Below are 14573 nucleotides of genomic sequence, written 5' to 3'. Positions count from 1 at the left end.
CTGTGATTTTCTTCTACCCGAGAATTGTCCCGATGATAGTTGCCGAAAGTAGTGAAGCCAGCGTGCCGCCGATCAGCGCTTTCATTCCGTATTTTGAGAGGAACCATCGTTTGTTGGGCGCCAGGCCGCCAATGCCGCCAATCTGAATACCAATGGAGGCAAAGTTAGCGAAGCCGCAAAGCATGTATGTTGCCATAATCACCGATTTCTGGTGTGCAAATATGCCGGCTTCTTTCATCCCGGCAAGGCTGGTGTAGCCAACAAACTCGCTGGCGATCAGCTTTTCGCCAAGTAATTGTCCAACCAGGGTAATATCCTGAACATTTACACCGATGGCCCACATAAGGGGAGCAAAAGTATATCCGAGAATAAACTCCAGCGAAATGCTGCTATATTGTCCGCTGGTCCATGAACTGACGAGTTCATTCATACTTGTCCATCCGCCCAATTTCATCAGGATAAAGTTGATCATGGCAATAAAGGCAAAAAACACCAACAGCATGGCGCCAACATTGGCTGCCAGTTTCAGTCCTTCAGTGGTGCCATTGGAGAGTGCATCAAGGAAGTTTTTTCCAATTTTTTCCTGGCTGACTTCCACTTTCATATCAATTTCTTCGGTTTGTGGAATTAAAATTTTGGACATCACCACGGCTCCCGGAGCGGCCATCACAGAAGCAGTGAGCAGGTGCTTGGCAAAAAGTAAACGTTGTACCGGGTCATCTCCTCCCAGGAAACTGATATAGGCCGCCATCACACCCCCTGCAACAGTGGCCATTCCGCCAATCATCACCAGCAGCATTTCAGAATCATTCATTTTAGGTAAATAAGCTTTGATCATTAATGGAGACTCCGTTTGCCCAAGAAAAATATTTCCGGCTACCGAAAGGCTCTCGGCGCCCGAAATCTTCAATGCTTTAGTCATTAGCCAGGCAAGCGCCCAAACAACTTTTTGAATAACTCCCAAATAAAAAAGTACACTGGTTAATGCAGAAAAGAAAATGATTGTTGGGAGGATCTGCAGGGCAAAAATAAAACCAAAACTCTGGACATTCATCAGATCATTGAACAGGAAAGTGCTTCCTGTTTTTGTAAAATCGAGGATAACGACAAATATTTTCCCGATAAATTCAAACGTATGCTCAACAAAAGGGATAAAAAGTACGCCGAAAGCTAAGCCAACCTGGATGATGAGTCCGGTAAAAACCACCTTCCATGCAACCGCCCTGCGGTTTGAACTAAAAAGCCACGCCAACAGGATTAAAGAAAAAATTCCAAACAATCCACGCAACAATCCAATCAAGGAAAAACCAAGACTGCCTTTTTGCACAAATGGCTTTGTCGCCGGCTGCTGGTCAGAGGTCGTTTTTGCAGATACGCTGCTATCTGTGATGAGTTGCCCGTCAGTGGGTTCAGTTGTATATTCCGACGCTGACAGAAGGGACGAAGTATCATTGGATGGCTGATTGAAAGCAAAAAATGGGATAACAAGCAGAAAGGCAAGCAGGAAAAGAAAATTTTTCATACCGAAATTTTGATTAAAAAATCATGAATTAAAACTTCGGTGCAAATATCATTATTTTGTGCGTTCTCGGCGTTTAATCTCGTCTCTTATTTTTGAAGCTTTTTCGTATTCTTCCAATTCTACAGCTTTTTGGATCATATCTTCTAGTTCTGCAATAGAAAATCGTTCGTAAGGGCTATCCTCCTTCTCGCCAAACCACTCTTCGGCTTCCTGCTTTTCGTCTTTGTTGTCCTGAACCACAATTCCGGCTTGCGACATGATATTCTCGAAAGTATAAATCGGGCAGTTGAAGCGCAATGCAATGGCCACTGCATCCGATGTGCGCGAGTCAATTTCCATTACCTGTTTGCCATCATCGCAAATGAGCTGTGCATAAAAAACACCTTCAAAAAATTTATTGATGATCACCTCATTTACCCTGACTCCGTATGCATCAGCCACTCTTTTGAGTAAATCGTGTGTGAGCGGCCTGGCAGGTTTCATTTTTTCCAATTCGATAGCAATGGCCTGTGCTTCAAACCCACCGATAATGATCGGAAGCCGGCGTTTTCCATCCACTTCCCCCAGGATCAGTGCATAAGCGCCACTCTGTGACTGGCTGTATGACATTCCAAGAATCTCAAGTTTGATTTTATCCATAGTAATCCGGTTTTTCTTTGAAGAATACGAAAGCACAAAATTAAAATTAATGAATGAGCCCGCAAATTTTCCTTTGGCTTATGCTTCACTTAACAAACTTGCATGCTAAATCTTTGTTCAAAAGTCAGGGAATTTGTTTTTTCAGATGACCAATATTGCCGTGATGAGGAAATAAATCTGTATACTTACAATCCCAGCGCTTTGAACTTTCTATGATGCACAAATGAAATTTCTTCAAACGAAATCGAACAACCAAAAATGTGATAGCCGCTATCAAGCAATTGCTTTACAATATTCCTGGATTTGGGTGTAGTCTGTTCAAAACTGCGATCATGAAATTCAATAATGAGCTGATCAACGATGACCGGTGAGTTTAAAACATGCTTTAAAGCTACATATTCTGCACCCTCAATATCCATTTTTAATACATCAATATGCCGGTGATCCAGTTCATTTGTAATATCGCTGAATGATTTCATCAGGACAGAAATGGGTTTATCTTTTGCAACATCATTTTGCAACACAAGGCTTCCTGACACGCCTTTTTCATGTTTAGGCAGGTAAAATTCAAAATAACCTGTGTCTGCAGAGCTGATTCCAAAAGGGAAAAATCTGAAATTTACCGGTAACTTCTGCCTTTTGATCCATTCAATAGATTTTGGCGTGGGGTCAAAAGCAAACACTTTGCAATTGTGCTTTTTGATACAGGCTTTGTCGAACGAAATATCTTTCCCGACACCGATCGAGTAGATGATGGAATTTTCGTTGAGCAGTTCAGGCAGCACATAAAAACCGCCATAGCTTGTTCCATACCATGCCGGTTTGCATTCAACATCAATGTTGAAATGAGCAACAAATTCAGGATCAATTTCCTTTGCGATTGACTTCTTCCTTTTTCCGGAATGATAATTCAACAGAATTTCACTAAACTTATCCTTAAATCGTGTGATCATATACAGCTGTTCTAACCAAAAACATTGAAGTGCTTCTTAACGAATGATGAACCGAAAAATGTTGTAAGATAATATGCCAGGGTCTTAATGCTACATTCAGACCTGGCAAAAAAGAACCTGGCTAACTTCATGTTGCCCATCAGGTAATAATACCTTGCTCTTGAGCCATGAATTCTTTTGTAAGCAATGTTGACTTCTTTTGGGTACAAAGCACGATAATCTTCAATAATCATCAATGAATAATAAAAGTCTTTTCGTCGATAAGACTCATTCAGGGATAAATTCGAACTTTCGACCCACCGGTTATACAATGGTCTGCTGATTTCAACTGATCGTTGTTTATGAAAAAGTCTCAGGATCCAATCGAAATCAACCACTCCAAAAGATTCTTCAAAAAGAATGTTTTTCAGGTTGCTGTGAAAAATAAGGCTGCCGAGGTAGGCTTTCTGACCTTTATTGGTTTTTTTCAGCTTGTTCAGAAAGGTTTCATTTTCGGCATAAAAGACAGCACCATCAGGGCTTTCATCATATCGCAGAAGTTTCTTATTCGTATGAATATCAGTTACTGTGTAACCCGATGAAACAATGGGGGCTTGTTGAAGATAGGGAAGTTGATTTAATATTTTGTCCTCAACCCATTCATCATCATGGTCGGCAATGCAAAGATAATCGCCGGTAGCTGCCTTGATCCCAATATTTCTTCCGCGGTTTGGACCACCGGAATTGTAATTTGTAGATATAATTTTAATGTTGTAAGCCTTTAAAATATCCAGTGTTCTGTCATTCGAAAAATCATCAACGACAATCACTTCAAGGTTGAAATCTGTTCCAACTCCTTTTTGGTTCAGGATTGAGTTGAGCGTCCTGGCGATGAACCTTTCTGAATTAAAAGTGGTCAGAATAACGGAAACAGTTTTCATGATCACATGGTTTGATTGCTTGTGTATAAAAATTAAAATTGAACATTTACTAAAGCAACTTGCCTGTAAGCATCAGCGCAGCGACTGAAAAGTAGATCACAATCCCGGTTACATCAACAAGGGTAGCAACCAGTGGGGAAGAGGATGTTGCAGGATCTAATTTGAATTTTTTCAGGAAGATGGGAATCATCGAGCCGCTAAAAGTACCCCACATCACCACCCCGATCAATGAAAAGAAAATCGTTAGTCCAAGGAAAAGCCAGTGTTCTCCATAATCGGCAATTTCAAAATATTGCCAGGCGATTATTTTCAATAATCCAACCGAACCGAGGATCATTCCAAGGAGAAATCCCGAGAATATTTCTTTTTTCAACACGTAAAACCAGTCTTTAAACGAAAGTTCCTTCAATGCCATAGCCCTCACGATCAGTGTCGCTGCCTGCGATCCGGAGTTACCACCACTGGAAATGATAAGCGGTATGAACAATACGAGCACAACGGCAGCGGCAATTTCGCTTTCAAAAAATCCCAGCGCACTTGCGGTAAACATTTCGCCAACAAACAGGATGATAAGCCAAAAAGCACGTTTTCGCACCATACTCAGCAGCGGAGTCTCGGTGTATGACAGGTCAAGTGCTTCCACACCGCCAAGTTTCTGGAAGTCCTCGGTGTCGCGCTTTTCGATCTCGTCCATGATATCGTCGAAGGTCACAATCCCCACCAATGTTCCGTCAACAGTAGTAACCGGCAGGGCCGCACGGTCGTATTTGTCGAAATAGTGAATGGCGTCTTCTTTTGACATGGTAGTGACCAGGTTTTTGAACTCGTAGTCCATCACTGAGTCAAGGGTTTGTCTTTCATCGGCCATCAGCAAAATCCCAATCCTGATGTCATCAATCAGCTTATTGTTATCATCCACCACATAAACGAAGTTGAGCGTTTCAGCCTTCTTGCCAAATTTCTTAATATGGTCGAAAGTTTTTTTGATTGTCCAATCCTTTTTTGCCTGAACATAATACGGAGTCATCAGCCTGGCAACGCACCCTTCGGGGTAGCCCAACAGGCTAAGGGCAATATTTTTTTCTTTATCCGAAAGCAGATTGATGCTCTCTTTAATCAGTGTATCAGGGATGTTTTCGAGGATTTCGGTGCGATCGTCAGGCGCCATATTTTCAAGGATCTCAGCGGTTTGGCTTGATCCAAGTTTCTGAATCATCTCCTCCTGCATCGAAGGAGAAAAATAGGTGAACACCTCTGCTTTCAAATCCTTCGGAAGCATCAGGAAAGTGATCAGCTGTTCGTTGTCTTTTTGCGATTCAATTACCGCGGCTATATCAGTCGGGTGGAGTTTCGACAGTACGGTATGATTGGTCATGGCGCTAAATCTATGCGATGAATAAGACGGTAAAAGTAAACAAAAATAGGCACAGGCTTCATTTTACTCATCAAACAGAAAAGTGTATTTTTGAAAAAATGTAACCTTTGCTTTTTTATCACGTCAAAGAACTCGAATGACATTCAGGGACGACAACTTTTATATCGGGCAGGTACTGGAAGGCAACGCTGCAGCATACAAAATGCTGGTTGAGAAGCATAAGGATATGGTATTTACGATTGTAAATAAAATTGTGAGAAATCATCATGAGGCCGAAGAACTGGCGCAGGATGTCTTTATCAAAGCTTACCAGGCATTGCAAGGCTTTGAAGGTAAATCACGTTTTTCGACATGGCTCTACCGAATAGCCTATAACACATCCATTTCGCGGGTTCGAAGACCAAAAACCGAATTTGCAGCTATCGATGATGCGCTAATAGATAATTATACAACAGATCATGTGAGCAGAGGCATGGAAGAACTGGACAAAGAAGAGCAGATCGAAGCGCTGAACGCCGTGATGGAAAAGTTACCCGAAGAAGACAATTTGTTACTGAATTTGTTTTACAAAAACGAATGTCCCGTGGATGAGATCAGTGAAATTACAGGATTATCGCAATCCAATGTCAAAGTGAGGCTTTACAGAATTCGTAAACGTATGTACGATGAATTGAAAAAACAACTTGAACTATGAATTTACAAAATACAGAGCATATCAAAGATGATTTTCTTAAAAATCTGCTGAATAACATTGACGATGACAAACCTTCTGAGGGTTTTACCGACAAAGTGATGGCCGCCATTCCTGTGATAAAAGTGGAGAAGGAAACCGTTGAAAAATTGCCATTCAATTGGTGGCAGTGGACATTAATAGCAGCCGCATTTGTTGGAGTGGGCTACATGATTTTTTCGTTTGATGTATTTGGCCGGTTCAGCCATACCGATGTTCAGCCGGGGATTAGCCTGATGAATTATGTCAATATGTTTTCATCAATCGTCAGTATGTTTACCAATGGTTTTGCAAACATTAAGTTTTCTTCCATGCCATTGATGATCATACTAGCCTCCATAGTGTTGTTTTTGGGGGATAAATTGTTGAGAAAAAAGATAAACACCCACGTTGTGATGCTTTAATTCTGCAAACAGTGATTTCAACCTATGCTTCCTGACGAAATTAAGAAATCCCTCATCTCTCATTTGGCATTATCAGATTCGTCTGATTATAACCTGATTGCTACAACAATATCAGGAGGATCGATAAACCAGGCATTCAAAATCAAAACAGCCAGCGGTATATATTTTCTAAAATACAATAATGCCGGTCGCTATCCGGGCATGTTCGAAAAAGAGGCAGCCGGATTAAAACTATTGAAAAATCTCAATGAGATTAATGTGCCGGATGTGCTTCATTATGGAAGCAGCGGAAATTTTTCGTTTCTCTTGTTGAAATTTATCGTATCAGCAACAGAAAGAAGTGATTTCTGGGAGGATTTCGGGATTAAGCTTGCTGCCCTGCATCGTCACAAAGCCGGGCAGTTCGGGCTTGATCACGACAATTTTATGGGTTCACTATATCAAAGCAATACATTTCACGATGAATGGACAGATTTTTTTATTGAAGAAAGATTAGAGCCCCTGGTTAAAATGGCACGGGAAGAAGGAAAGATCGGCAGAGAGGATGTTTCAGCTTTCGGGCGTCTTTATTTGCGGCTTGGTGAAATTTTCCCTGAAACCAGGCCGTCACTGGTTCACGGTGATCTTTGGAGCGGTAATTATATGGTGACTGAAGATGGTCGGGTATGTTTAATTGATCCTGCAATTTACTATGGCCATCCGGAGGTAGATATTGCCATGTCAACACTTTTTGGAGGATTTTCAGGAAAGTTTTATGATGCTTACACCAGTTACAATACACTGGAAAAAGGCTGGCAACAGAGGTTGGAATATTACAATTTGTACCCGCTCATGGTTCACGTTATTCTCTTTGGTGGCGGATACCTGGGTTCAGTTCAACGTATTTTACAAAAATTCTGAGCCTCTAAAAAAGTCCGTGCAGCTCCGCGTTGATCTGATCAATTACATAACCCAGCGCCTCCGGTTTTTCTTCAAAGTCAAGCTGATCCACGTTAAAAATCAGTTTTTTTCCCTCCGTGTAATTCTCCATCCATGCTTCATAGCGATCGTTCAGGCTCTTCAGGTAATCGAGCCGGATGGATTCCTCGTAATCGCGGCCACGTTTCTGTATCTGCCTGACCAGGGTAGGCACCGAACCCCGAAGGTAAATCAGCAGGTCCGGGGGCTTTATGAAACTGATCATCAGCTCGAACAACGACCGGTAATTGTCATAGTCTCGTGTGGTCATCAGGTTCATTTCGTGTAGGTTAGGAGCAAATATGTAGGCATCTTCATAAATTGTCCTGTCCTGGATCACATTTTTCCCACTTTCCCTAATTTTGATGATCTGCCTGAAACGACTGTTGAGAAAGTAAATCTGGAGGTTGAATGACCAGCGACGCATGTCTTCATAAAAACTGTGAAGGTAGGGATTATCGTCCACAGATTCGAAGTGAGGCTCCCATTTAAAATGCCTGGAAAGCAACGTGGTGAGTGTGGTTTTTCCTGAACCAATATTTCCTGCAACTGCGATATGCATAACTCTTGCTTTTTTTGAAATTAATGTCGATAAACTGAGTGGTAAAAATACAAATAATGCACTCCCGTAAACTGAAAACATGGAATAAATTTTTCAACTGCAACCCAGCAGCGATCTGTCTGGCTTTTTAAAAGGATGCATTTTGCCTGTTCGCAAAATGAATTACTTATCATGTGATATCAATCTTTTACTGCCGAAATTTTAATCCATTCTCCGCATTGGCCTGATTTAATGAAATAGATATCATTTCAACTAAAATAATGTCGGTAATCAAATCGTTTCATCGCACAATTTGAAATTTAAAACTTTTTATTAATTATTTTAAAATTAGGAATTATGAGATTTTGGAGATTTTTTTCATTTGCCATGTTGATTTTGACTGGAGTAGCTATCGCAGGATGCAGTAAAGACGAGGATGAACCAGTGGTGGACATGGGGCCAGCACTAACCCTGAAAACCGGCGAAGGTTACACATCTGCTGATTTTGAAGTCATTGAAGGCACAACCGTGAAGTTTGGAGTAACTGCCTCGAAAAGTACAACCCACGAACATAATTTGGTAAGGTTCAACATCTTGTACAACACCTTGACACTTGTTGACACGGTATTCGATGCACCTGATTTTAATGCTGATTTCGAAATCCAGTTTGTAGGTGTGGGTGTGGGCAAGGTTACCTTTAAAATCACTGCTCATGGAGGGTTGACAGATGAAAAGGAATTGAATGCTACCGTTACAGAGCCACCTTATTTGGGTGAAGCAGTAAAAAAAGTAACCAACATTGAATTGGGTTCATTCAATGATCCTATTGGCAGTTTCTACAACACTGTTGATGATCTTGTTTATATAGTACCAGAAGCAAAACTAAACCAGGCTAAGGTTGACTTCCTATTCTTTAAAGGAGTGACTTTTATCAATTCCATCGCAGCGCCTGATGATGAAGATGCCAACACCATTCCGTCGTTTGAACTGGGTGACTGGACAACGAAAAACCAAACCCGTTTTAATGCAAGTACCATGACGGCCGCCGAGTTTGATGCAATTGGCGATTTGCATATTTTCCCTGATTACAATACTACCGATGCCACATCAAAAGTAAGTGAACTGGAAGTTGGCCAGGTGTTTATGTTCAGGACAGTTGGCGAGAAACTGGGTTACATCAAGGTTGTGGACACTTATGAAAAAGGTGATAAAATCAAAATTGACGTGATTGTAATGGAATAACGATCATTTGATAAAATTCCAGCCGGCTTAGAGGCAATAATCAGCTTCTAAGCCGGTATTTATTTACCTTTGCAGCCAAATTTTAAAAAAAATTATCTGATGGCAAAAGACAACATTTTGAGAGGTGGCGAATTTCTGATCAGAGAATCGGAAGCCAAAGATGTATTCATACCTGAAGAATTTACTGAAGAACAAAAAATGATCGCTCAAACCTGCAGCGATTTTCTGGAATCCTTTGTTTATCCCAATCTCGACCGCATTGACAGTCAGGAAGAGGGGTTGATGAAACACCTGTTGCAGAAATCCGGTGAACTGGGGTTGCTTGGTATTTCTGTACCTGCAGAATACGAGGGGTTTGACCAGTCGTTTGTAACATCCATGCTCGCCAGCGAATACATGGGCGCCGGATATTCTTTTTCAGTCGCCTATTCAGCTCATACTGGAATCGGCTCTTTGCCTATCGTTTATTATGGTAACGACGAGCAAAAACAAAAATATCTCCCCAGTCTTGCTACCGGTGCACTTACATCAGCTTATTGCCTCACTGAACCCAACTCCGGCTCGGATGCCAACTCCGGAAAAACACGTGCTGTCCTTTCGGAAGATGGTAAATTCTACATCCTTAATGGCCAGAAGATGTGGATCACTAATGGCGGTTTTGCTGATATTATGACTGTGTTTGCAAAAATCGATAACGACCGCGTATTGAGTGCATTCATCGTCGAGCGCGCTTTCCCGGGCATTGTTTTCAATCCCGAAGAGAAAAAGATGGGGATCAAGGGCTCATCAACCGTTCAGATTTTCTTCAACGACTGCAGGGTACCGGTGGAAAACCTGCTCGGAGCCAGAGGTGAAGGGTTCCGTATTGCCCTCAACATTCTTCACATGGGAAGGATAAAGCTGGGGGGAACAGTGCTCGGAGCAGCAAAACGTGCCATTACACAATCGGTGAACTATGCCAACGAGCGCAAGCAGTTCGGCAAATCAATCTCAGAATTTGGCGCTATCAAGCACAAGATGGCCGAACAGGTTATTAAAACCTGGGTAACAGAAGCATCGGTTTACCGCGTTGGCCAACTGATTGACGACACGATCGAGAAACTGCTCGAAGAAGGATACCCAAAAAGTAAAGCATCAATTGAAGGGATTGCTCAGTATGCCATCGAAGCTGCTTTCCTCAAAGTATTTGGCTCCGAAGCGTTGAGCTTCATCGTTGACGAAGCCGTTCAGATTTTCGGTGGAATGGGCTTTTCGTCCGAAACTCCGGTAGACCGGGCTTATCGCGATTCAAGGATCAACCGTATTTTTGAAGGTACCAATGAGATTAACCGAATGCTGGTAGTGGATACCACCATCAAGAAATCACTGAAAGAAGGTTTTGATGTCAGCAGGTACTCCAAATCTATACTTAAAGGTATGGAGGAACCAAAAACGGAGGTGGTTCCTGTAGACTATTTCGGAGAGAAACGGCATTTTATCATGAACTTCAAAAAAGCAGCTTTAATTCTCCTTGGCGAAGTTTCAGAAGTTTTCCAGCGCAGCTTAACCAACGAGCAGGAAATCCTGTTCAATATTTCGGACATGATCATGCAGGTTTATGCTTCAGAATCAGCGATGCTCCGCCTTGAAAAGCTTGAAAGTCTTAAAGGCGCCGGAGCTTTGAGTATTTATAAAGATATTGTGGATGTTTTCATTTACGACGCTGCCGATATCATTCACAAATGTGGGAAAGATGCCATAAACTCTTTTGCTGAAAACCAGGACTACCGCGAGAAGCTGATGTGCCATATTAGCAAACTGACATCTGTAAAACCTGTGAACACCAAAGAAGCACGCCGGCGGATTGCCAATTACCTGATCGAAGAAAACGCTTACAAATTTTAAGGAGAAGCACATTCGATACATTTACTTAACCGGGTTTACCAACCATCCTTTAAAAAATACTGGGTAATTTGTTTACAGCAAATCCAAAGCAATGACAAACTATATGCCTCCTTACCGTAAAGGTTTTGCAAGCGACAATTGGTCGGGAGTGTCGCCCGAAGTGATGCAGGCTTTATCCACCGTTAATTATGGTCATCATCCTGCCTATGGCGAAAATGATCCCCTGATGGGGCTGGCACAGCAACGGTTTCAGGAAATTTTTGGTGACGAGATCCAGGTTTTTTTCGTTTACAATGGCACCGGCGCAAACGTACTTTCGGTGCAGCAATTGCTCCGCTCTTGGGAAGCAGTGGTAACGCCTCATTCGGCACATCTGAATGAAGATGAAGCTGGTGCTCCGGAAAAATTCACAGGCGGGAAATTATTGACTGTTCACTGCGAAGACGGTAAGATTAAACCATCGCAGGTTGAGCCGTTTCTTAACAGTTTTGGCTTCCAGCACCATGTTCAGCCAAGGTTGATCAGTATCTCACAGGCGACCGAAATGGGAACACTTTACAACCTTAAAGAAATCAAAGCACTTGCTGATTTTGCACATACCAACAATATGTACCTGCATATGGACGGCGCACGTATTGCTAATGCAGCCGTAGCATTGGGTTGCAGCTTTGGCGAAATGACCGCTGATTGCGGGGTGGATGTCCTCTCATTTGGAGGCACCAAGAACGGACTGATGTTCGGAGAAGCCGTCGTTTTCCTGAACAAATCACTGGCTGAGGGATTTCAGTACAACCGCAAACAAGGCATGCAACTGGCCAGCAAAATGAGGTTTATCATCGTTCAATTCCTGGCCTATCTCGAAAACGACCTGTGGAAACGCAACGCCGAAAATGCAAACCGGATGGCAAAATTACTTGGAGAACGCCTGCCCGCAGTAAGTGGCATCACATTGAGCAGACCGGTTGAGGCCAATGGTGTATTCGCTATCATGCCCGGGGATTTGATTCCAAAATTGCAGGAAGCATATTTTTTTCATGTTTGGAACGAAGCTGAAAACGAAGTTCGTCTGATGTGTTCTTTTGACACAACCCTGCAAGATGTGGAGGGGTTTGTTCAAGCAGCGCAACAATTGATGAATCCGGTCTAAAAAAAAATTTACCCCAAAACCCCTTAAAGGGGACTTTTATAAACTGCTGATTTTTAAAGATCTCCCTTTTGGGTCAGGAGTAAAAATCAGCAGTTTGAAAGCTTTTTAGACTGGACTCATTGATAAAATGAAAACTATTTTGCGGGAAATCCCATCAAAATCAATTTGAATGGCTGAATTGAAAAAAAAAGGAGGATGCCAGGACTTGATCCAGGCATCCTCAGTATCTACTTTAATTTATGGATTATCTTGTCAATACTATCTTTCCTGATCTGACTTGTTCGTCAAATTCAATTTTGTAAACATAAAGTCCGTCATCAAGCTTAAATCCTGTATTGCTTTGCCCGTTCCAGGTGAATGAATGATTTCCGGCAGGTAATTGACCGTTGACCAATTCTTTGACAACACGTCCTGAATGATCGTAAATCCGGATATACACCTGACTGCCTTGCTGCAGATCAAAACCAATGTTGATTTGGTTGCTGAAAGGGTTCGGGTAAGCGGAAACAGCAAATTCATCAGTATTTCCAAAGGCTTCAAAGAGGCTCGTAGTAGTTCCTGATCCCATCAAATAATTGATCATCTCGGCCATAAGATAAGGCTTCATGCTTAAGCTGTCACCATCCTTAAGCGCGCCAAACACAACAGAAGATGAAATGACTTTGTACTGATCGTCGGGGTTATAAAAAAATATCCGTTGGTAGTTGTCTTCGGAGGAGTAGAGTAAAGTTGCACCGGTGGGGATCAAACGGTCAACAATGTAGTGCGGAGAGTCGCCTCCGGCATAAACATAGTTAATGTTCGCCAGCAGGTCTTGATCTTTGGATTCGATGGCCTGAACTTCATACACATCGCCATGATCCTGGAATTTTATTCCAAACTGTGCCATCATGCTTGTGCCAAAGTGGTCATATCCGAGTTTTGTACTTTCGATATAAAGATTTCCATTGTAATTGTTGAGGTAATCAACGAGCCTGGCCTGGTCTGTTGCATTTACAGTACCGGGCGGGGTCATACCTCAGCTCAGACAATAACAACCCATCGTGACCAGAATGACATCATACTGGCCAAGGTCAGCCGGAAGGTTCGAAAACTTCGAGTATTGGATACCGGCAGCCTGCAGTGCTTTTTCGATACCCATGTTGGGCTGCTCAAGCACACCTGTTTCAGGATTTGCAATGGTGGCTATACCATTGTCGTTGTCCCACAACATCACATTGAAATCCTGAGGAGGACTAATTCTTACAAACTGCCCCTTGGATGCGTTATTTTTTGAATATTGATCGGCGGTATGGTCAATTACGGCATACAAAACAGAATTATGAATCATGTCTGAATTCCAGTTTACCGGAACGTCCGCTGAGTTTCCCGGCTGAATTGTTCCGCTGTATGTAGCGCTGGCCAATTCTTCATTTTCCTTATAGCTAAAAAGCTTTAGCGAGAAATCTGATGCAGGGTTCAATCCAAGGTTCTTCACATTAAGCAACCATGTCCCGGTCTGATTGGGATTTAGGCTTCCAGGTCCGGTTAGTTGAATGGCTGCAAGATCGTGGTCAAAAAATGTCGTGAGATTTACATTAAAGATAAACCAACCCCAGAGCGCATTCGACTTGGCGCCATAAGACCTCATCTTCAGCTGAACCGTCTCACCGACAAATTCATCCAAAGGAATCAGCATATCGGTTCCGAATATGCTTCCCCAGGCGCCTTCTGTGAGTGCATATTCCCAAACAACATCTTCTTCTCCATTATGAATGATGCTGATTTCGCACTTTTCATCGGTGACATTTGTCATGTAAACATCAATGAAATGGTTGATGATTAAATCTCCACCACTTGCAGGGACATCAAATTCAGGAGATATTACCCAAAAATCGTAATCGTAGGTTATAGGATGATAGTACATAAAAATGTAGCCTGGTTCATGAAACCAGTTTCCCTCAAACTGCCAGTCGATCAGATCAGTTTCAAAATTTTCGTTGATGACGGTAGTTTGTGAAAAGGCCGGCCAATGCAGCACTAATAGCAGAATGATCAGGTAGACAAACTTTTTCATACTAAATGATTTTTTAATGAAAATATGAGCGGACAAATGTAGATAATTCCATGTATGGAAAACAAAGATTAACATATTTTTAACAAATAGGTGTTTTTTAGGCCGGTATAAAATGTACCCTCAAAAATGATACACCAATTATGTCTGCTATTGTTCAGGGCCATTTCCCAAAGTTTCAGGCAGATTTTCAACAGGTAACTTTT

14 protein-coding genes are annotated in these 14573 nt (G+C 42.1%); 6 read left to right on the top strand and 8 right to left on the bottom strand.

Annotated features, from left to right (window positions below; translation table 11 throughout):
• Nucleotides 1-13: 13 nt before the first annotated feature.
• From IH598_03035 to mgtE, 5 genes are all read right to left on the bottom strand, one after another.
• Nucleotides 14-1522, bottom strand: a complete 1509-nt coding sequence (locus IH598_03035; GenBank protein ID MBE0637474.1) for a Na+ dependent nucleoside transporter — start codon at nt 1520-1522, stop codon at nt 14-16.
• Between the two features lie 51 nt (nt 1523-1573).
• On the bottom strand, nt 1574-2161 hold the full coding sequence (locus IH598_03030; protein ID MBE0637473.1) for a bifunctional nuclease family protein: 588 nt from the start codon (nt 2159-2161) through the stop codon (nt 1574-1576).
• A 185-nt stretch (nt 2162-2346) separates the two neighbouring features.
• Nucleotides 2347-3114: an FkbM family methyltransferase gene (locus IH598_03025; GenBank protein ID MBE0637472.1), complete on the bottom strand. Its 768-nt coding sequence runs from the start codon at nt 3112-3114 to the stop codon at nt 2347-2349.
• An 11-nt stretch (nt 3115-3125) separates the two neighbouring features.
• The gene (locus tag IH598_03020) at nt 3126-4034 is read right to left on the bottom strand and encodes a glycosyltransferase family 2 protein (GenBank protein MBE0637471.1); all 909 of its coding nucleotides are present in this window, start codon (nt 4032-4034) and stop codon (nt 3126-3128) included.
• Nucleotides 4035-4083: 49 nt separating this feature from the next.
• Nucleotides 4084-5409: a magnesium transporter gene (mgtE, locus tag IH598_03015; GenBank protein MBE0637470.1), complete on the bottom strand. Its 1326-nt coding sequence runs from the start codon at nt 5407-5409 to the stop codon at nt 4084-4086.
• Between the two features lie 136 nt (nt 5410-5545).
• On the opposite strand from mgtE, the gene IH598_03010 reads away from it, so the two are divergent.
• From IH598_03010 to IH598_03000, 3 genes are read left to right on the top strand one after another with little or no spacing between them, the layout of a single operon-like run.
• Nucleotides 5546-6103 (top strand): sigma-70 family RNA polymerase sigma factor, encoded by a 558-nt coding sequence (locus IH598_03010; protein ID MBE0637469.1) that lies wholly within the window; start codon nt 5546-5548, stop codon nt 6101-6103.
• Nucleotides 6100-6543 (top strand): hypothetical protein, encoded by a 444-nt coding sequence (locus IH598_03005; GenBank protein MBE0637468.1) that lies wholly within the window; start codon nt 6100-6102, stop codon nt 6541-6543. Before IH598_03010 ends, IH598_03005 begins: the two co-directional genes overlap by 4 nt.
• Before the next feature lie 24 nt (nt 6544-6567).
• A complete protein-coding gene (locus IH598_03000) occupies nt 6568-7443 on the top strand; it encodes a fructosamine kinase family protein (GenBank protein MBE0637467.1) in 876 nt (291 codons plus the stop codon).
• A gap of 4 nt (nt 7444-7447) precedes the next feature.
• On the opposite strand, the gene IH598_02995 is transcribed toward IH598_03000, so the two are convergent.
• Entirely contained in the window at nt 7448-8062 is a 615-nt protein-coding gene (locus IH598_02995) for a deoxynucleoside kinase (GenBank protein ID MBE0637466.1), read from the bottom strand.
• A 336-nt stretch (nt 8063-8398) separates the two neighbouring features.
• On the opposite strand from IH598_02995, the gene IH598_02990 reads away from it, so the two are divergent.
• The 3 genes from IH598_02990 to IH598_02980 all read left to right on the top strand — a co-directional run bounded on the left by IH598_02990 (nt 8399) and on the right by IH598_02980 (nt 12314).
• Nucleotides 8399-9283, top strand: coding sequence for a hypothetical protein (locus IH598_02990; GenBank protein ID MBE0637465.1), 885 nt, complete (start codon nt 8399-8401; stop codon nt 9281-9283).
• 99 nt (nt 9284-9382) lie between these two features.
• Nucleotides 9383-11167 (top strand): acyl-CoA dehydrogenase family protein, encoded by a 1785-nt coding sequence (locus IH598_02985; protein MBE0637464.1) that lies wholly within the window; start codon nt 9383-9385, stop codon nt 11165-11167.
• 103 nt (nt 11168-11270) lie between these two features.
• The gene (locus IH598_02980; GenBank protein MBE0637463.1) at nt 11271-12314 is read left to right on the top strand and encodes a low specificity L-threonine aldolase; all 1044 of its coding nucleotides are present in this window, start codon (nt 11271-11273) and stop codon (nt 12312-12314) included.
• A 244-nt stretch (nt 12315-12558) separates the two neighbouring features.
• Here the strand turns inward: IH598_02980 and IH598_02975 are convergent, their stop codons facing one another.
• Nucleotides 12559-13329, bottom strand: a complete 771-nt coding sequence (locus IH598_02975) for a T9SS type A sorting domain-containing protein (GenBank protein ID MBE0637462.1) — start codon at nt 13327-13329, stop codon at nt 12559-12561.
• 3 nt (nt 13330-13332) lie between these two features.
• Nucleotides 13333-14370: a hypothetical protein gene (locus tag IH598_02970; protein MBE0637461.1), complete on the bottom strand. Its 1038-nt coding sequence runs from the start codon at nt 14368-14370 to the stop codon at nt 13333-13335.
• Between the last annotated feature and the right edge of the window lie 203 nt (nt 14371-14573).

The organism is Bacteroidales bacterium (assembly GCA_014860585.1).
GTDB lineage: Bacteria > Bacteroidota > Bacteroidia > Bacteroidales > 4484-276 > RZYY01.
Note: the sequence above shows the minus strand (reverse complement) of the source record. Positions and strands in the feature narration are given on the sequence as shown.